The sequence below is a fragment of the Paenibacillus sp. sgz302115 genome (genome assembly GCF_056120445.1).
In genome coordinates this window covers 76,322-93,861 of sequence record NZ_JBVYOK010000014.1, presented here as the reverse complement: position 1 = coordinate 93,861, position 17,540 = coordinate 76,322, and the positions used below count along the sequence as shown (strand labels likewise).

The following is a 17,540-nucleotide window of genomic DNA, read 5'->3' as shown; positions in this document are numbered from 1 at the left end:
TAGGAGGTTTTGTTATGCTTACTGAAGTCTTTAAACACATCCATCCCATTGTCGTGCATTTCCCAATCGCCCTGATCCTTGTCGCGTTTTGCTATGATGCAGTGGTAGCTGTGAAGAAACGTTCCTTGCAGCCCGCAGCGGGGCTGTGGATGTGGCTTCTTGCCGCTGTGGGAGCTTGGATCGCTATCGCAACTGGACCAGAGGATGATGCCCGCGGAGTAACTTCTTTCTTTGAGACTCATGACACGCTTGCAACACTAACCGCCTGGGCAGTCTCCCTGCTCGTTGTGTGGAGATTATTGATGTACTGGAAAGGTAAACGTGCTTTCGTAAAAGCTCCGCTGGTGCTGTATTTGGTCATTGCCCTTGCCTCCTGCGGACTTGTGCTCGGAACCGGATATTATGGCGGCAAAATGGTATACACAGACGGCGTAGGCGTATCAGTCAACGGCACTGCGGTCAATCCTCCTGTGCAGGGGGATCATAAGTAAGTAGAACTGCACAGCGCGGCTGGGCGCAGCTCCAACAACGGCATTTCTGCCGTTGTTGCCAGCCAAACCGCCAGGCCCAGACCTAACAACGGCATTTCTGCCGTTGTTGCCAACCAAACCGCCGGGCGCGGACCTAACAACGGCATTTCTGCCGTTGTTTCCAGCCAAACCGCCAGGCCCAGACCTAACAACGGCATTTCTGCCGTTGTTGCCAACCAAATCGCCAGGCCCAGACCTAACAACGGCATTTCTGCCGTTGTTTCCAGCCAAACGCCCCGCCTTCGGCGATGCCGGCCGTATAACAAAAGCAGCCGATGCGCCCCTGTGAAGGGGAGCATCGGCTGCTTCTGTGTTCCTTATAAACAGACACTGCCGCAATTCGCCTACTCTTTTACCGCACCCACAACAATCCCGGTTACAAAATACCGCTGCAAGAACGGATATACCAGCAAAATCGGCAAAGCGCTTATGAAAATCTGCGACGCCCGGATGGTGCGCTGCGACAGATTGGCTACGGCGGCCGGATCGAGCTTCGACATATCTGCCTGCACGATAATCGTCTGCATAAAGGTCGCCAGCGGGAGTTTTGAAGCATCCTTGATATAGATAATCCCGTCGAAATACGAGTTCCAGTGTCCGACCATAATGAACAAGGACACTGTAGCCAGCACCGGCAAGGACACCGGCAAATATACGCTGTAGAAGGTGCGGAACTGCCCCGCCCCGTCAATAAAGGCCGCTTCTTCAAGATCCTTGGGCACTGTGCGGAAGAAATTCAGCAGCAGGATGATATTGAAGACAGCCACCAGACCCGGAAGGATCAGCGCCATCAGGGAATCCATCAGCCCAAGCTTCAGAATCAGAAGGTAGCCGGGAATCAGACCGCCGCTGAACAGCATGGTAACGACAAAATACCACAGATAAATATTGCGTGCCCGAAACACATGGGATTCCTTCGAGAGCGCGTATGCAGCAATGGTATTCACCACCAAGGCCATTGCCGTTCCCAGCACCGTCCGCTCGATAGACACCCACAAGGCGGAGAGAAAGTTGGCGTTGTCAAACGTCTTGGCATAGGCCTCAAAGGTGAACCCGATGGGCCAAAAGGTCACCAGCCCGGCATTGGCCGGGGCGGATGCACTGAGCGATACCATCAGCAGATGATACAGCGGAAGCAGACAGAGCACGGAAATCACCGTAAGGAAGACATTATTGATAACGCTGAATATGCGGTAGGGTACTGTTTTGTGATACATAAGCGGTCATCCCTTCTAAAAGATTCTGTATCCGGCAAACCGGTAAGCCAGTCTGTAGGAGATCACGATCAAGATTAGGCTTATCGCCGATTTGAACAGATTCACCGCTGTAGCAAAGCTGAACTGCCCACTGAGTAGCCCCTCTCTGTATACAAACGTGTCAATAATATCGCCCTGCTGATAGATCAAAGGACTGTACAAGTTGAACACCTGGTCAAAGTTCGCGTTCAGCACGTTGCCCAGCGCCAGCGTTGCAACAACGATTGCAATCGGGATCAGGGCCGGAATGGTAATGTAGATCGTCTGCTTCCAGCGTCCCGCCCCATCCACCTCTGCTGCTTCATACAGCGCGGGATTAATGCCGGAAAGCGCCGCCAGGAAGATGATCATGTTGAAGCCGAATTCCTTCCAGACATCACTCGCAATAATCGTGAACCGGAACCAGTTGCCGTCGCCCAGGAAGAAAATCGGCTTAATGCCGAACACACTGGAGATGAACTGGTTGATGAGCCCTGTCTGGGCAAGCATATCAATCAGGATTCCCGAAAGGGTAACCCAGGATAAAAAGTGCGGCAGATAGACAAGCGTCTGGATCGTTCTTTTGAGCGCCATTTTTCTGACCTCATTAAGCAGTAAAGCGAAGAAGAACGGGATAATCAGGTTCATCACCATTTTGGAGCAGGCGAAGAACAGCGTATTCCACGTAATTTGCAGGAAATAATCATTCTGCCACATATATTCGAAATGTTTGAGCCCCACCCAAGGAGAATCTACGAATCCCAGCGCCGGCTTATAATCCTGAAAGGCCATAATAATTCCGCCCATAGGAATATAAGAAAATATAAACACCATAACTGCCGCCGGCAGCACCATAAAGTGAAGCATCCACGGCTGCTTATACCCTTTTTTCTTCGATGTACGCGGCTTCTTCCCAGGATTCACCTGCTGTATAGTGTTAGCTTCCATCGCTTCTCCCGCTTTCAAAAAAAAATTTTGTGTGTTGTATGAATCTCTGTTATAAATAGTAGCAAGCATTTTTGAGGTTTTATATATTACTTTGTTAGGCTCGCATAGGGATTTATTAGGGGCATCGTCTGGGGGGGACAAAGATGGGTCTAAGAAAAGCTTACACGTTCGTCATAGAAAGGGCTTGGACCAGGTGGAGCAGGTTTAGTTTGTTTGCCAAAATGAACAGTCTTATTATTGTGCTGTTCGTGCCGATCATCATCCTGTATACGTATTCAAATGACGTTACCTTTGATGTGGTGAGTAAAGAGCTGCAGGAGTCCAATACGAAACAGCTCACTTTTTTGTCCAGTCAAATTGATTCGCGGATCAACCAGATGATGGATTTCAGCCTGGTGTTCTCGAAAGATCCGAATGTCCGTAAATTCAACGGCCTCAACATGTGGGAGGACCGTTACGACCATATGCAGACCCGTTATGTCATTCAGGAAAAAATGATGCTCCAGTCCGGGGTGACAGATATCTGGCCGGCCAGGTACGCTGTATACTCCCAGTTGAACAAGGATGTCATCTCCAATTACGACAAACCGACTGGATACGATGAAAACTATTTGAAAAAAAATATGAGCGGCAAATGGACGTACAGCGACGGCGGAAACGGGGCTTCCGGCCAATCCAAGGCTTTTTACTGGTTCTATACCGATTCTATTGCCCCGCAAGGGACATTTACGGGAAGCGATCTGGTGGTTGAAGCCAGCTTCAGCTACCAGAATATCCAAAATATGCTAGACACGTACAAGTCAGGGGGGCAAGGCGACCCGTTCTTTTATCACAAAGGCGATGCGCCGATTCTGAACCGCAGTGCGGACCAGCAGCTAACGGGTGAATTGATCACTTATCTGGATGAGCATTCGCCGGACAGCAGCACACAGCATGTGGTGAATCTGGAGAATAAAAATTATCTGGTCAGCTCGGTCAAATCCTCTTATCTGGATTGGTACCTGGTTGACATTGTTCCGCTGGACCGCATTCTTGGGCCGATCTCGGTCAGCCGTGATCTATTCTATGTATCCATGCTGCTGCTGTTTGGTGTTGGAATCTCTGCATCTATTCTGCTGTACCGGAACGTGCAGCGGCCAATCATGAAGCTGATCAAAGGACTCCGGCGTGTACAGCGGGGCGACTATAGCGTACGCCTTCACACCCGGGATCAGAACGAGTTCTCGTTCCTCTTCCACCGGTTCAATGATATGTCCCATCAGATTCAGGACCTGATCGAGAATGTTTTCAACGAAAAAATCCGCGCCCGGGAAGCTACATTGAAGCAGCTTCAGGCCCAGATCAATCCGCATTTCCTCTACAATTGCCTTGGTTATATTATCAATATGGCCCAAATGAAGGATGAGGAAGCCGTTGTGTCAATGGCATACAATTTAAGCGCTTACTACCGCTACACAACCCGGATGGAACGGGATACAGCCACTTTAGACGATGAAGTCAAGCTGCTCGTCAATTATCTGGATATTCAGAAGCTGCGCAACGGACGAATTGAATATCACATTGATATCCCCAAGGAGATGCTGAAGCAGTCTATACCGCGTCTTTTGCTGCAGCCGATTGTGGAGAACTCTGTGATTCATGGGGTCGGAAAGTCTTACACCTCAGGTGAAATCAGGATCAGCGGCGAAATCTCCGGCGGCTGCTGCCGGGTGTATGTTGACGACGACGGTCCGGGCCTCAGCCCGGAGCAGCAGGAAGCGCTAAATCGCAAGATGCGCGAGCCGCTGCGGGAAGAAATGGGCTGCGGCCTCTGGAATACGAATCAGCGGATCATGCACCAGTTCGGCAATAACTCCTCTCTGCATTTCAAGGAATCGCCGCTGGGAGGATTTCGGACAGAGATTATCTGGGAAATTCCGGCCGAAGAGGATTATCAGCTCAATACCAACTTACAAGGAGACCTGCAGCATGCAATTGATCATAGTTGACGATGAAGCTCACTGGGTGGATAACCTGTCCATGACCAAACCCTGGCACACGCTGGGAATCGAACAAGTACACAAGGCCTATTCCGCCTCCGAGGCGCTGCAGATCATCGAAACGAACCCGATAGATATTGTGATCTCTGATATTCAGATGCCTGAAATGACGGGACTTGAGCTGATCGAACGGATACGAAGACGGGATAAGAAAATCAAATGCATTATTTTAACCGGGCATTCGGACTTTGAGTTCGCCAAAACCGCAATCCAGCACAGCGCTGTGGACTATCTGCTTAAGCCGCCGACCGACAAGGAATTGCTGGATGCCGTCCAGACCGCCATTGAACAAATTAACGCGGAGTGGGAGCTGATCAGCTCTCTGGAGCGGACCCGATATACCCTGCGGGAGAACCTGCCGCTTCTGCGCGGCCAGCTGCTCCTGGATGCCTTACAGGGTCACCGGATGCCGGCCGACGAGTGGGAACGCAAGCTTCGAAATTACGGCCTACCGTTCAGCAGTGGAGACTGCGCCCTGATGCTTGTCAGGCTGGAGGAGGAATTCGGGCAATATAAGAACAACGGCCAGCCGCTCATTGAATATGCGGTCATCAATATGGCCGAAGAAATCTTTGGCGAATTTATGGAGGTCTGGGGCGTCAAGGAAGAGCATGGCTACCTTGTATTTCTGCTTCAGCTGAAGGAACAAGCCGCCGACCTGGGCCGAGAAAATCTTCTGGAGCAGCTCTCAGTGCAGCTTCAGTACAAGGTGCGGCAATTTCTGAAGGGCTCCCTGTCTATCGTCATTACAGAGTGGTTCAAGTTCCCCGGACAATTGCACGAACGCTTCCGCCAGGCTGCGGCCTATTTCCGCCAGATTGTCGGAGATGAGCGGGAATTCGTTATGCGGGTCAGCGACTCCCACGAGCAGGCGGAGCAAGGGCCTCTGGACGCGCTGTACACCCCGCCTTCCCTGATTAATCTGCTGGAGTCCGGGCATTGGGAAGCCGCCGAAGCCAAGCTGACCGCCGTCTGTGCGGAGCTGGACGAGAAATGGCCTGAATCCTGGGAGCACTGCATGGAGGCCGGATTCCTGATCTCCGCCGCTTTTTCCAATCTGGCACACCGTAATGGCCATACGCTGGCTAAGCTGCTGGGTACGGACATTGAAGCGCTGCAGAGCGGGGAAGCCTTCTCCTCCATCAACAAGCTCAGAATGTGGTCGCTAAGCGTGCTTGGCAAGCTGAAAGAGGGAACCTCAAGTGAAATCAAAGACATCCGTTCCCTGTACGTGAAGAAAATTCAAGAGTTTATGGATAAAAATCTGCATCTCGATGTTTCCCTGCGGGTTCTGGCCGACCATGTCAATCTGCATCCAACGCATTTATCCAAAATTTATAAGATTGAAACGGGTGAAGGCATCAGCGACTACATCTCACGCCTGCGCATGGAACGCGCCTGCCACATGCTGAAGACTACCGGCAAAAAGGTGTATGAAATCAGCACCGAGATTGGATATATGGACCCCGCCTATTTTATCAAAGTGTTCAAACGCCAATTCGGGGTCACACCGCAGGAATACAGAGACGGGAAGAAATAGCATGATAGAGTCCTATCGAAACTAAGAAACTCATATAGATGCCCTCCCCAAAAAGTTGGTACAGTTACACATGTAAGGATCATACACAGTAGGGGGACATGATGAATGGTTAAGTTCAACAAGCTAGGCTCGCTTCTCGTAGTCACGGCTCTCGTCACACTGACAGCCTGCAGCGGAACGTCGAATGACAACGCATCAAAAGGCAATGCCGCTTCCAATAGCGCCACTACTTCTGAAGCCGATGCCGCCTTCGCCAAAGGCAAATACGATCCGCCGATTGAGATCAGCTCCGTATTGATGCCGAAGAAGTATGTCCAGGGCGACACGAAGGAAAATAACGTACACGACCGTTGGATGCTGGAGACACTGGGGATCAAACATAAAGATACGTGGTACCCGGCCAATGACGACCAATATAGACAAAAGCTTCAGCTTGCGATTTCCTCCGGCGAGAAGCTGCCTGATTTCGTATCGGTGCCTACCAATCCGGTATTAACCAACCAATTGATTGATTCCGGCCAGTTCATTGCGATAGATGAGCTGTTCGACAAATATGCCAACAAAATTCTGAAGGACCATGCCGCAGCTCATCCGGAGCTATGGTATCCATTCATGAGAGACGGCAAGAAATACAATGTGCCGATCATGGAATACACCGACAATGACGATACCCTGCTGTGGCTCCGCGAGGATTGGATGGAGAAGCTGAATCTTCAGGCTCCCAAGACCATTGCCGATTTAGAGAACATTATGGACAAATTCAAGAACCAGAATCCTGATGGTCTGGCTCCCAAAGATGTGTATCCGCTGGCGATTTCACTCAAAAATAATACAAACACCTGGATGGGCTCGCTCGACTGGCTGTTTGGAGCTTACGGCACCATCGAGGAGCAGTGGAACAAGGATGCGAACGGCAATCTGGAGTATGGTTCCATCAACCCAGGCGCCAAGCAGGCTCTTGCGAAGCTGAAGGAATGGATGGACAAAGGTTATATTCATGCCGACTCCGCTCTATGGGATGAAGCCAAATCCGCCGAGAGCTGGACCAAAGGCACGGCAGGCATTCTGCCAGGAGCCAACTGGGTACCGGACTGGCCTGCTCCCGACCTGCTCAAGAATGTTAAAGGCTCCAAATACAAAGCCTATCCAATTCCGGCAGGACCGGACGGCAAGATCGGCACCAAATGGCAGAATTCCGGCGTCAACTCCAGTATCATGATCAATAAGGATGCCAAGCACCCGGAAGCTATCTTCCTGTATTACAACTATTTGCTTGATAACGTCGCTAACCCCGCCGCAGGCAGCAAATATGAATATGGCTTCGCCAAAGGCTACGACTGGGATATCATTGACGGCCAGCCAACCAGCGATAAAGACAAGATCAAAGACTTCTCCAATGAGTTCCCGTTCTTGACCGGTCCGGCCCGTATTCCTGATCTGTACATGAAAACACTTGTTAAGCTTGCAGACGGCCAAAAGCCGGAAACACCTTATGAAAAACAAATGGCTGAGTTCCGCAAGCCGGAGAACTGGGCTGCTGCCAAGATCGTTATGTCGCAGAAGGACATCCGCAAGCAAAACTATTTCACCGGTGCGGCAACACCAACTATGGTCTCCAAATGGAACCTGCTGCGCCAGTCCGAAATGGAAACCTTCAACAAAATCATCTACGGCAAGCTGCCGGTCGATGCGTTTGACGAATTCGTCACCAACTGGAAAGCTAACGGCGGCGACCAGATCACGAAGGAAGTCAACGACTGGTACAAATCCGTATCTGCAAAATAAGGAGCAGTACAATATACTAGAGGTCCAAGCAGACATGAGTGCTGCCGGGACCTCTTTTTTTAAACCTATTCCTGATCATTAGGATAACTTCCTGCTTACCTCATCCTGAAATTCGGCATTCTTTAATAATTTGAACAAAAACAAATCCAGCTTCTCTTTAAGCCAGATATGATCCAGGCCAGATTCTTCGTGAATAAAAATAGCTAATTGCATATCATTTCCTTCCAGATCTGTGCAGTATAGAGCCTCTGTCAGAACAGAAATGGTAGAGCCGCCTTTGTTGCCAAGCTCTTTTAATTTGGAAGGGTCTACTTGCCGCTGAATTAACCGTTTCATAACTGGATTTATTGTAGAAGGAGTCAACTCCTCCTTGTGGATGAGCTTCATGAGGTGAGCATATTCTTTAGTGGTTGAGCGGGGAAGCTTTCGTGATTCCAGCAATTGCAGCTTTCGCGCATAATTTTGCTTGGTGTTCCATTTCTGAATACATGATGTCCCCTGGTTACTGTTCAGCCGCTGATGGATTTCTATGGATTTTTGCATATATTCCTCATAGCTCATCTCCTCTATTTGTTGCATCGACTCTTTGAATCCTATGTTTTCTGTCTCTTGAAGATAAGATGACATTAATCCTGCAGACGAAAAAGGAAAAAGCTTGTCATGTGCTGAAAGTGAGAGTGCCGTTACATTCTCATTTATCTTCTCCAAACCCAATTTTGCCATCAGAAATTCCGTATTGGCATTGGAACTGTGTGATAACATACCGTGAGCGACTTCAAATAACGTTGTTTTTCCATTAACCTCTGGATCGCCTGACTGGATCGAATTGAGCCAGCTTGGATGAGCGTTGCCATCAGAACCAGGAATATAAAATTTATTTAATTCCTCTAGAGAGACAAGCTCATGTTCGTCTAATGTTTTGGCGGCTGCCCGGCGGGCAAACTCAATTGCAATGATCACTTTCGCAGTGCTGGCAAGGGGCATTTTTAATTCTGCGTTGTAACTGATTGTCTCCACACCATTTTTGAGCATATACAAAGAGGCTTTATCCGGATTTTCCAATAAAAAGTTCAGTACGTCCATTTCTGTTTTCTTGTTATTTTGGCGTTTCGCAAGTAAGACAAGTAGCAGACCTATCAAAACAAACATTAAAACTATAACCAAAATAATTAAAATGATCTTCATAGCCCCTCATCCTCAGTTGTAGTCAGTTTGGCTCCAGCGGACGAAACGATTTCAGATAATCGTGAACCTCTTCATCAGTATGCACCAGATCAATGTCTTTGGCAAAAAGAGACGGCGACAGCCAAAATGACAATGATCTCAAATACAAGGTCAAGCTGATCTTGGCTTTAATAAAAAATTAATCCGCAACTGATACTATGGAAACAGAATGAAATCAGAGGTGATTCGGATGAAAATACTAATTGTTGAAGACGATCTTCCATTGCTCGAAGCCATTCTTGAAATCTATGAAAATGAATCCTTTGATGCAACAGGAGCTTCGACCGGGGATGAAGGCTTTTACCTGGCAGAGAACGGGAGCTTCGATCTTATTGTGCTTGATATCATGCTGCCGGGAATGAACGGTCTTCAAATCGTCAAGCGGCTGCGGGAGAATCAGGTGGCAACGCCGATCATTATGCTCACAGCAAAGGACAGCGTCGAGGACTCTGTGAAGGGACTGGATGCCGGAGCGGATGATTATGTGACCAAGCCCTTTGCCGCCACCCTGCTGCTGGCCAGAACAAGAGCCGTGTTAAGACGCCGGGGAACCGTTAATCTTGAAGGCAATATGACATGCGGGGAGATCCAATTGGTCTCCTCTTTAAGAGACGCTTTTGCCCGCGAGGAAGCTCTGAAGCTTACCCCCAAAGAGTATGAGCTGCTGGAATTTTTGCTGTGCAACAAGGATCAGATTTTATCGCGAGAGCAAATCTTTGAACGGATATGGGGTTTCGATTCGGAATCGGCTTCCTCTGCCGTGGATGTCTACGTCCACCATTTGCGCAAGAAGCTGGCTCCCTATGGAGGCGACCTCTATCTGAAGACTATCCGCGGAGTGGGGTATTTGCTGAAGGGAGAAGACCATGTTCAGTAAAACCCGCCGCCAGCTGGTGCTGCTGAACTCGGCAGTCCTTGTATTGATTTTACTTGTATCGGGCTTCGCCTTGTATATTCATCTCCGCTACCGGTTATTTCATGAAGCAGATGAAGCTATCCTGAATACAGCCAAAACTATGCAAAGCGCTTCCATCGACCAGATGCTTCAAGAAGATCATCCCGAGCCTGATGCCGACCGGAGAACCTCCTATTTCTTCTGGGACGGGCAAGGAAAGCTGATCATTCAATATCCGAAGCATGGCTTCACAAGTGAAGAGGCCCAAAGAATCAAGGATGCTGCCGCTGGGGGGGCACCCCGGACTGTAGTGACCGGCGACAACGGGGAATATCTGACTTTGGGTTTTGCCAATACCACTAGAGGAACGACCGTCTTCTCCACAGACTCTCATGTCGCTTATGTGGTTGTGGTCAGAAATCTGGAAGAGGAGAACAAAATGCTGGACACACTCCGTATGGACCTCGCCATAGGCTGCGCTGTGGGTGTGCTCTTTTCGATACTCATCGGCTTCTTCCTGGCGGGACATGCCCTTGTGCCGATTCGCCGGTCGTGGAACAAGCAGCAGCAATTTGTTGCGGACGCCTCCCATGAACTGCGCACGCCAACTGCCGTGATTCAGACCCGTACCGAGCTGTTGTTCCGTCATCCGCAGCATACCATTGAAGAGGAGAGCCAGAACATTGCGCTGATCCTAAAAGAAAGCAAACGCATGGGCCGGCTGATTGACGATCTGCTGACCCTGGCAAGAACCGATTCCAACCAGCTCCAGATTCACGCCGCCCCGGTTCCGCTGCATCTTCTTCTCCAAGAGATCACCGAGCAGTTTGAGCTTCTGGCCGAAATGAAGTCCATTCAGATCCATTCCCAGCTCCAGCCTGCCGAAATTGAGGGTGACGACAACCGCCTGCGGCAATTATTCATTATTTTATTGGATAATGCGCTTAAGTTCACTCCGCCGGACGGCTCCATCAAGCTAAGCTGCCACAATTCCCCCCACTCTGTCCGCGTCCTTGTGAAAGACAGCGGCTGCGGGATCAGCCCGGACGATCTTCCACATGTGTTCGAACGCTTCTATCGCGGGGATAAAAGCCGGTCCCGCACCGAGGGCGGAACAGGTCTTGGCCTGTCTATCGCCGAATGGATCGTGCTTGCCCATAAAGGGACGATTCGTGTCGCCTCCCAGGAGGGGAGCGGGACAGAATTCCAGCTCATTTTCCCCAAGAAGCTGTAGCTTGTTCTCCGGCCCGCTCATTTTAAGAAAATTTCAATAATCCCTTCCTATACTTAAATTATTCACACAAGCATTCTATTGGAGGGATTAATCATATGGCAAAGATGAACAATAAGTGGGTCATCCTGTGTTCCGCAGCGATTGGAGCGATCTACACTGCAGGCTATTTCTCAACCGACACGCTGGCGGCTATTCAGCAGCCCGTACCCTACAGTCAGGTAAGCGGCTCATCCAGCAATCAGGGCAGCAAGCTGGATAGCCAACCGGCTGGCAGTCAGGTCAGCGTTAAAGTTAGCAAACCAACCGGCAAACCGGCCAGCACTAAGGTTAAGCCCAAAGCTGCAACAGCCACCCCCGCTCCCACGGTCAAAAGCAAATATAAAAACGGAACCTTCTACGGCGCAGGAAACAACCGGCGCGGATCTATTCAGGTAGCGGTGAGCATTAAGAACGATAAAATTACGGGAGTAGAAGTCAGTGATTACAGAATGCGTTACTCTCAAGACTATATAGCCGGCTTACCCCAAGAAATTGTACAGAATCAAAGCGCTAAGGTGCACAACGTATCAGGCGCAACCTATAGCACCAGGGCGTTTAGGGACGCCATCCAAAATGCGCTTGACCAAGCGTTGAACGCTTAACGGAGGGGAGATCATGAAGAGGATAAAACTGTTTATGGATACCACCGTGGAGATCCAGGTTATTACCGGTAGATCACAGGATAAAGCCGCTGAGGCGGCCCTGGATCGGGCCTTCGAAGCCTTTCGCAAGGTCGAGCAGGCCTGCAGCCGGTTTAGCCCGGATAGTGAGCTGATGCAGTCTACGCGACAGATTCAGACCCCTATACCGGTTAGCCCGTTTTTGTTTGAGCCGCTGAAGTTTGCCCTGAAGGTGGCTGAGTTGACCGAAGGCTCGTTTGATCCCACGGTGGGGCAGGTGCTGGAGGACTTGGGTTTTAATGAACATTACTTAACCCGGCAAACGATTCACAGCTCTACCTCAGCTTCCGTCTCCTACCGGGATATTGTTCTGGACGAGGAAAAGCATACGCTATATTTACAGAAGCCGCTGGTCATTGATTTAGGGGCGGTTGCCAAAGGCTTTGCCATTGATTTAGCCGCACATGAGCTGCAAGCTTTCGACGGTTTTGTCGTCAATGCCGGGGGCGACCTGTATGCCGGAGGCTTGGATGAAACCGGTAGCAAGTGGAAGATAGGAATTCAGCATCCTGTGCAGCAGGATCAAATCCTCCACACACTTGAGCTTTCAAACGAGGCCATCTGCACTTCCGGAAGCTATGAGCGCCAAAGCTCCATACACCCGGAAACTCATCATATTATCGACCCAAGCAGCAAACAATCGCCGCATGAAATGGTTAGCTGCAGTGTAATCGCCCCTTATGCCATGATGGCGGACGCCTTCTCGACAGCCAGCTTTTTGTCTGGTGTGGAGCAAGGGGCAGCGTTTATTGAGCAGGTGAATCTCAAGGGAATCTTTATCACTCCCGATTTAACAACAGTTACGCTTGGAGGGATACACATTGAAAGTTAAACAATGGCTCAAAACACCAAAAGGGTACGTCATCCTGTGCATGCTTGCCTATGTACTGCTGGCTTCAGCCGGATCAATGGATATCAAAGGCATCATCAACGCGGGCATTGCCGTCAGTGTATCCGTAGCCGCTGACATGCTATGCACCTCTCTTGTCAAAAAGAAACGCACCCCGCCCTATAGTGCCGTCATTACAGGACTTATCGTCGCTCTGATCTTAAGCACAAGCGCTTCATGGATCGTTGTCGCTGCGACTTCCCTGCTCGCTATTGTGCCGAAATATGTGTTTGTGAATAAGAAAAAGGCCATTTTCAATCCGGCGGCTCTCGGCCTGCTGTTATCCAGCCTGCTCTTTCAAACCGGACAGAGCTGGTGGGGGGCCTTCGGCGACCTTCCGGCCTGGACCTTGATTTTCCCCGTGATCGGCGGTTATCTGGTAACGAACCGTGTGAATAAATTCCCTTTGGTCTTTTCCTTCCTCGGCACATATTTCGTCCTGCTGCTGATCATGGGAATATTCCAGTTTGGCGACGCTACTGATGCCCTGCGGATTCCTTATATCAATGCCAGCCTGTTCTTTGCCCTGTTTATGCTTACGGACCCGCCTACCTCACCAGCCAAATATAAAGATCAAGTCATTTTCGGTATCCTATGCGCTGTTGTCGGAGCTATGGTATACGCATACTTCGGCGGTCTGATCTACTTATTTGTAGGACTGCTTGCCGGTAACCTCTATCACTATGCAAGAACAAGACCTTCTTATCATACACGGGCCTCGAGAGCTTCGTTATCGTGATCTGTATTCTATTGAACTTTAGGCGTATAAAAAGGGGGAGCTCCAGCAGCCCGCTCCGAGAATAGCCGCTCTGCATAATCGCTGATCAGCCCTTGCATAGCGAGCTTTGCAGACCAATTGGCAGGAATGCCGCCCAGCCCGTAGTAAGCACCGGCAATCTGCCCGTAAACTGCGCCTGTGGTATCGGCATCATTGCCCAAATTGACGGCGAGCAGTGCGCCTTCAGCAAAGCTGGAGGATCTGTGAAATGCCCAAAGTGCGGCTTCCAGTGATTGCACCACATAACCCGAGCCTTGAATTTCCGGCGGTTCTTTATGCTTGTAGGACCCGCGCATAATGTCCCGGATGCTGCGCTGCAGCTTCTCCTCCTGCAGCCAGCCCTCGAAGGCTTCAGGGTCCAACACCTCCTGCTTGCTCCAGCCGTGCAGCCCGGCGAGGATATAAGCCGCCATCAGGCGGCAGGCATCCACGCATTCGGCAGCCGCATGTGTCGTCCGTGAGCTTCGCGCCGCATACTCTACGGCGTTTGCCGGGTCCTCCGCATAATACATTACCACGGGCGCCAGACGCATGATCGAGCCGTTTCCGGCGGCAAGCGGGTCTTCCGAGCCGCTGTAGCCTTCGCCGCTGGCTTCGAAATGCAGCAATGCGGAGCGCGTGGCATTCCCGATGTCGAAGCACTCGCCCGTGCTGCTCAGGAAGCCCTCGCGGAACCACCTGACATACCGCTCCATCTGATCGGCAGGGTCAAAGCCCCGGACCGCAAGCAGGCTGTCCGCAAGGCATAACGCCATTGAGGTATCGTCTGTCCACTGCCCCGGCTGGAGCTTGAACACACCGCCCCCGGTGATGTCGACAAGCGGCGCAAACGTGCCAGGCGCCTTAAATTCGGCGGTGGTCCCTAAGGCATCCCCCGCCGCCAGCCCTTGCAGGCAGCCTTGATACCGGTCGCTGCTCAGTGTCATTTTCGCACCTCCTGTATGGGGTCTACTGAACATTAACAGACGTCTTTACATCTACGAATCCATCAGGCGTTCATTCACCAGGATACGTAAGCCCCCACTGGGCGCGGACCTGATCCAGCAGCTTCAGGATCGCCAGGGATTCATCCAGCTTCAGCACCGGACTTTCAGTAAGCCCCGCCTGCAGGCAACGGCCTACTTCCTCCGCTTCGAAGACGTACCCGACGGACGTTCGGTCATCCTCAAAGGTCTCTGCCAGCTCGCCATCGACATACAATTCGGCCGATTTCGGATTTATGAAGGAACCCTTAACAATGATATGACCTTGCGTTCCGAACACTTTGGCCTCCTGCAGCATATTCAGGCGGACTCCGCCGCTCAAGGCTGCTGTTTTGCCCCCGCCATATGACAGCAGCAGCGAGAAATGCTCATCCACACCCGTTTCACCGATATGCACAGTACTGGCGATACTCTCAGGATGCGGTCCAAAAATCATGGAAGCAAAAGAAATCGGATAAATGCCGACATCCAGCAGCGCTCCGCCGCCCAGCGCCGGATTCAGCAGACGGCTCTGCGGATTCCATTCCGCACGGAAGCCGAGATCGGCCTGCACCAGCCGGACCTCTCCGATCCGCTCTGCGGCAATCCATTCTCTGACCTTGGCATTGGCCGGAATATAGCGGCTCCACATCGCTTCCATCAGGAACAGCTTATGCTCACGGGCATAAGACACGACTTCTTCAAGCTCGCCGCTGTTCACGGTAAACGGCTTCTCACAGAGAACAGCCTTCCCGGCACGCAGCGCAAGCAGTGCATTGTCTTTATGGAAAGGATGTGGCGTCCCAATATAGATCGCATCCACCTCCGGATCATTTACCAAATCCTCATACGTGGCATAGGCAACGGGAATGCCGTGATTGCGGGCGAATTCATCGGCGCTTTCCTGGTTGCGCGAGCCGACAGCATAAGCAATCCCATTGCTGGCATGAGCCAGATCGGTCGCGAACTGGTGCGCGATCCAGCCGGTGCTGAGAATTCCCCATTTCACCTTGTAAGCGTTGTCTTTTATCATAAAAAATCAATCCTCCTTGTATTTGAGCCTGATCCCCTTGATTCTACCAAACTATATTTAGCGTATACAAGCGTCGCCATAGTCTGTCACACCATAGCGAGCAACGCGTATACGCTAATTGCGGAAAAACCTATCGTCACAAGCAGTGTTGCCGCATTCCAGATCCGGCTGATGAGTGCAAGATCCTGGATGTAGCTTTTCAGGAACAATTTGCGCAGCAGCAGATGAAGCAGCCGGATAAAAATAAAGCCGAACCAGCCAAACAGGCAGATCAGGAGCAACTCCGTGCTCCATTTATTCACAAACCGGTCAGCCGTCGCCCCATCATAATGAATCGGCACAAAATCCGGCATCTTGGGGTAGAGATAGATATACAGCAACACAGGGATCATCGCAGCAACACTGCTTATGATCATCGTCAGCTTGCTTTTGAACATGAATTATCGTCCTCCTATACTTAGACCAACCGAAGGTACGGCTAACTGCCCTCGTCTACTCCCAGCAGAAAAATCCGTTCCTGGAATCCGCCGCGGCGCTCTACTTTTTCTGCGCGGATCTGCTCAAGTGCCTCTGGACTGCCTCCGTGAATCGCCGCCAGTGTCCGGATGACCTCCAGCAGATCCGCCAGCTCTTCAAGCGCCAGCCTGTCATTATCCTCGCGGAAGTACTCCTCCGCTTCCTCACGCAATTTCATTCGCAGCTCATATATGTATTCTTCATGCTCCAGTATTCTGGTTGTACAGGTCCGCCCCCCGGCAGCAATCAGCTCCGGAATTCTGTCACGCACTAGCTTATGGTACTCAGGCAACTTAAGCAGCTCCTTCCATTATATATTCTCTATCGTCATCCTGCCCGGGATTGCTTTGACTGCTGCAGCAATTTGTTCACAGCAAAAAACTCTTCCCGAAAACCGCAGGCGGCAGCCGGGAAGAGTTTTTTAACTTATCTGATTGGAACAGTCCTGTTATTTCGCCAGTACAAGCTCCAGACGGACATCAAGATTATTCTCTGTATCCAGTACAATCGAGTGCGGGTTGGTCATGCCGAAGTCCGCAAAGGTTACGGTTGTTTTGCCGGATAGCTTAAGCTGTCCGCCGCTGTACACCGCTTGGGAATCAAAGGTAACGTCCTTCGCTATGCCTTTGACGGTCAGCGTTCCCTGCAATTGAACCGGTACCGCTGTACCCTCGGTCCATTCAGCCGGCAGCTCGGAGAACGACTTCACAACAAAGGTGGACTGTGGAAATTCTGCTGCCGAGAGGTAATCCGCACTCTTCACATGCTCGTCTCTCTGGCTGTTGCCGGAATCCAGCGCGCTCATCTCCACCGAGCCTTCGCCAGTCATCGCACTGGCATTGTCCAGATTCACGTTCCAGGTTCCTGTAACGGAAGGGTCCACGAAATTAACCGTTTCCTGGGAGGTCGTTACCGACCAGTATACTTTCGAAGTGTCGGCTATTTTCCACGTACCGTTTAATTGTTCCGCTGTAACGGCTGCTCCCGCCGAAGGTGCTGTTGTATTTGTAGAATTCGTTCCGTTCGCTGCTCCTTGCGTCTGTGCCGGAATTACGGACTCGATTTCAACATTATTGCCCAAGCTGTTTCTTAATAAGGTAAAAGCCGTGATGGCTCCTATAACAACGACTCCTGCGGCGACTACGGCGATTGTTTTTTTCTTCATCCTATTTTCCTCCATCCATATTTTTTGTATGTTCTCTATGGCTTGGCT

General features: G+C 50.8%; 18 protein-coding genes. 9 read left to right on the top strand and 9 right to left on the bottom strand.

The genetic code is table 11. The features are described 5' to 3' along the window. Nucleotides 1-14: 14 nt before the first annotated feature. Nucleotides 15-491 carry a DUF2231 domain-containing protein gene (locus AC0LWN_RS22890; protein ID WP_474669402.1) on the top strand — a complete coding sequence of 159 codons (477 nt, stop codon included), beginning with the start codon at nucleotides 15-17 and terminating at the stop codon, nucleotides 489-491. Here AC0LWN_RS22890 and AC0LWN_RS22885 read toward each other — a convergent pair. The 3 genes from AC0LWN_RS22885 to AC0LWN_RS22875 form a co-directional block, all read right to left on the bottom strand. After that, on the bottom strand, nucleotides 482-739 hold the full coding sequence (locus tag AC0LWN_RS22885; protein ID WP_474669400.1) for a hypothetical protein: 258 nt from the start codon (nucleotides 737-739) through the stop codon (nucleotides 482-484). The genes AC0LWN_RS22890 and AC0LWN_RS22885 overlap by 10 nt on opposite strands. A gap of 135 nt (nucleotides 740-874) precedes the next feature. Then, nucleotides 875-1,747, bottom strand: coding sequence for a carbohydrate ABC transporter permease (locus tag AC0LWN_RS22880; RefSeq protein ID WP_458966225.1), 873 nt, complete (start codon nucleotides 1,745-1,747; stop codon nucleotides 875-877). 15 nt (nucleotides 1,748-1,762) lie between these two features. Next, complete coding sequence (locus tag AC0LWN_RS22875) at nucleotides 1,763-2,713, bottom strand: ABC transporter permease (protein ID WP_474669398.1); 951 nt, start codon at nucleotides 2,711-2,713, stop codon at nucleotides 1,763-1,765. A 143-nt stretch (nucleotides 2,714-2,856) separates the two neighbouring features. Here AC0LWN_RS22875 and AC0LWN_RS22870 point away from each other — a divergent pair, with 143 nt between their 5' ends. The 3 genes from AC0LWN_RS22870 to AC0LWN_RS22860 all read left to right on the top strand — a co-directional run bounded on the left by AC0LWN_RS22870 (nucleotide 2,857) and on the right by AC0LWN_RS22860 (nucleotide 8,077). Further along, nucleotides 2,857-4,701, top strand: a complete 1,845-nt coding sequence (locus AC0LWN_RS22870; protein WP_474669396.1) for a sensor histidine kinase — start codon at nucleotides 2,857-2,859, stop codon at nucleotides 4,699-4,701. After that, the gene (locus tag AC0LWN_RS22865) at nucleotides 4,682-6,292 is read left to right on the top strand and encodes a response regulator transcription factor (RefSeq protein ID WP_474669394.1); all 1,611 of its coding nucleotides are present in this window, start codon (nucleotides 4,682-4,684) and stop codon (nucleotides 6,290-6,292) included. The genes AC0LWN_RS22870 and AC0LWN_RS22865 overlap by 20 nt, the downstream gene beginning before the upstream one ends. A gap of 105 nt (nucleotides 6,293-6,397) precedes the next feature. Continuing rightward, nucleotides 6,398-8,077 carry an extracellular solute-binding protein gene (locus AC0LWN_RS22860; protein ID WP_474669392.1) on the top strand — a complete coding sequence of 560 codons (1,680 nt, stop codon included), beginning with the start codon at nucleotides 6,398-6,400 and terminating at the stop codon, nucleotides 8,075-8,077. Nucleotides 8,078-8,155: 78 nt separating this feature from the next. Here AC0LWN_RS22860 and AC0LWN_RS22855 read toward each other — a convergent pair whose 3' ends face one another. Next, nucleotides 8,156-9,262, bottom strand: a complete 1,107-nt coding sequence (locus AC0LWN_RS22855; RefSeq protein WP_474669390.1) for a serine hydrolase — start codon at nucleotides 9,260-9,262, stop codon at nucleotides 8,156-8,158. A gap of 229 nt (nucleotides 9,263-9,491) precedes the next feature. On the opposite strand from AC0LWN_RS22855, the gene AC0LWN_RS22850 reads away from it, so the two are divergent. From AC0LWN_RS22850 to AC0LWN_RS22830, 5 genes are all read left to right on the top strand, one after another. Next, nucleotides 9,492-10,178 (top strand): response regulator transcription factor, encoded by a 687-nt coding sequence (locus AC0LWN_RS22850; RefSeq protein ID WP_458966231.1) that lies wholly within the window; start codon nucleotides 9,492-9,494, stop codon nucleotides 10,176-10,178. Continuing rightward, entirely contained in the window at nucleotides 10,168-11,430 is a 1,263-nt protein-coding gene (locus AC0LWN_RS22845; protein ID WP_474669388.1) for a sensor histidine kinase, read from the top strand. Before AC0LWN_RS22850 ends, AC0LWN_RS22845 begins: the two co-directional genes overlap by 11 nt. 95 nt (nucleotides 11,431-11,525) lie before the next feature. Further along, on the top strand, nucleotides 11,526-12,071 hold the full coding sequence (locus AC0LWN_RS22840; RefSeq protein ID WP_474669386.1) for an FMN-binding protein: 546 nt from the start codon (nucleotides 11,526-11,528) through the stop codon (nucleotides 12,069-12,071). A gap of 13 nt (nucleotides 12,072-12,084) precedes the next feature. Further along, the gene (locus AC0LWN_RS22835; RefSeq protein ID WP_474669384.1) at nucleotides 12,085-12,981 is read left to right on the top strand and encodes an FAD:protein FMN transferase; all 897 of its coding nucleotides are present in this window, start codon (nucleotides 12,085-12,087) and stop codon (nucleotides 12,979-12,981) included. Beyond that, nucleotides 12,971-13,777, top strand: a complete 807-nt coding sequence (locus AC0LWN_RS22830; RefSeq protein WP_474669382.1) for an RnfABCDGE type electron transport complex subunit D — start codon at nucleotides 12,971-12,973, stop codon at nucleotides 13,775-13,777. The genes AC0LWN_RS22835 and AC0LWN_RS22830 overlap by 11 nt, the downstream gene beginning before the upstream one ends. Nucleotides 13,778-13,785: 8 nt before the next feature. Here AC0LWN_RS22830 and AC0LWN_RS22825 read toward each other — a convergent pair whose 3' ends face one another. The 5 genes from AC0LWN_RS22825 to AC0LWN_RS22805 all read right to left on the bottom strand — a co-directional run bounded on the left by AC0LWN_RS22825 (nucleotide 13,786) and on the right by AC0LWN_RS22805 (nucleotide 17,492). Further along, nucleotides 13,786-14,742, bottom strand: a complete 957-nt coding sequence (locus tag AC0LWN_RS22825; RefSeq protein WP_474669380.1) for an ADP-ribosylglycohydrolase family protein — start codon at nucleotides 14,740-14,742, stop codon at nucleotides 13,786-13,788. Between the two features lie 70 nt (nucleotides 14,743-14,812). Continuing rightward, on the bottom strand, nucleotides 14,813-15,811 hold the full coding sequence (locus AC0LWN_RS22820; RefSeq protein WP_474669378.1) for a Gfo/Idh/MocA family protein: 999 nt from the start codon (nucleotides 15,809-15,811) through the stop codon (nucleotides 14,813-14,815). A gap of 86 nt (nucleotides 15,812-15,897) precedes the next feature. Further along, entirely contained in the window at nucleotides 15,898-16,248 is a 351-nt protein-coding gene (locus tag AC0LWN_RS22815) for a DUF1648 domain-containing protein (protein ID WP_474669376.1), read from the bottom strand. A gap of 41 nt (nucleotides 16,249-16,289) precedes the next feature. Continuing rightward, the gene (locus AC0LWN_RS22810) at nucleotides 16,290-16,619 is read right to left on the bottom strand and encodes a nucleoside triphosphate pyrophosphohydrolase (RefSeq protein ID WP_474669374.1); all 330 of its coding nucleotides are present in this window, start codon (nucleotides 16,617-16,619) and stop codon (nucleotides 16,290-16,292) included. A 156-nt stretch (nucleotides 16,620-16,775) separates the two neighbouring features. Beyond that, nucleotides 16,776-17,492, bottom strand: a complete 717-nt coding sequence (locus AC0LWN_RS22805; RefSeq protein WP_474669372.1) for a YceI family protein — start codon at nucleotides 17,490-17,492, stop codon at nucleotides 16,776-16,778. Between the last annotated feature and the right edge of the window lie 48 nt (nucleotides 17,493-17,540).

Coding starts and splice junctions, on each gene's coding strand:
- AC0LWN_RS22890 (WP_474669402.1), top strand. CDS start 15: ATGCTTACTGAAGTCTTTAAACACATCCATCCCATTGTCGTGCATTTC.
- AC0LWN_RS22885 (WP_474669400.1), bottom strand. CDS start 739: ATGCCGTTGTTAGGTCTGGGCCTGGCGATTTGGTTGGCAACAACGGCA.
- AC0LWN_RS22880 (WP_458966225.1), bottom strand. CDS start 1,747: ATGTATCACAAAACAGTACCCTACCGCATATTCAGCGTTATCAATAAT.
- AC0LWN_RS22875 (WP_474669398.1), bottom strand. CDS start 2,713: ATGGAAGCTAACACTATACAGCAGGTGAATCCTGGGAAGAAGCCGCGT.
- AC0LWN_RS22870 (WP_474669396.1), top strand. CDS start 2,857: ATGGGTCTAAGAAAAGCTTACACGTTCGTCATAGAAAGGGCTTGGACC.
- AC0LWN_RS22865 (WP_474669394.1), top strand. CDS start 4,682: ATGCAATTGATCATAGTTGACGATGAAGCTCACTGGGTGGATAACCTG.
- AC0LWN_RS22860 (WP_474669392.1), top strand. CDS start 6,398: ATGGTTAAGTTCAACAAGCTAGGCTCGCTTCTCGTAGTCACGGCTCTC.
- AC0LWN_RS22855 (WP_474669390.1), bottom strand. CDS start 9,262: ATGAAGATCATTTTAATTATTTTGGTTATAGTTTTAATGTTTGTTTTG.
- AC0LWN_RS22850 (WP_458966231.1), top strand. CDS start 9,492: ATGAAAATACTAATTGTTGAAGACGATCTTCCATTGCTCGAAGCCATT.
- AC0LWN_RS22845 (WP_474669388.1), top strand. CDS start 10,168: ATGTTCAGTAAAACCCGCCGCCAGCTGGTGCTGCTGAACTCGGCAGTC.
- AC0LWN_RS22840 (WP_474669386.1), top strand. CDS start 11,526: ATGGCAAAGATGAACAATAAGTGGGTCATCCTGTGTTCCGCAGCGATT.
- AC0LWN_RS22835 (WP_474669384.1), top strand. CDS start 12,085: ATGAAGAGGATAAAACTGTTTATGGATACCACCGTGGAGATCCAGGTT.
- AC0LWN_RS22825 (WP_474669380.1), bottom strand. CDS start 14,742: ATGACACTGAGCAGCGACCGGTATCAAGGCTGCCTGCAAGGGCTGGCG.
- AC0LWN_RS22820 (WP_474669378.1), bottom strand. CDS start 15,811: ATGATAAAAGACAACGCTTACAAGGTGAAATGGGGAATTCTCAGCACC.
- AC0LWN_RS22815 (WP_474669376.1), bottom strand. CDS start 16,248: ATGTTCAAAAGCAAGCTGACGATGATCATAAGCAGTGTTGCTGCGATG.
- AC0LWN_RS22805 (WP_474669372.1), bottom strand. CDS start 17,492: ATGAAGAAAAAAACAATCGCCGTAGTCGCCGCAGGAGTCGTTGTTATA.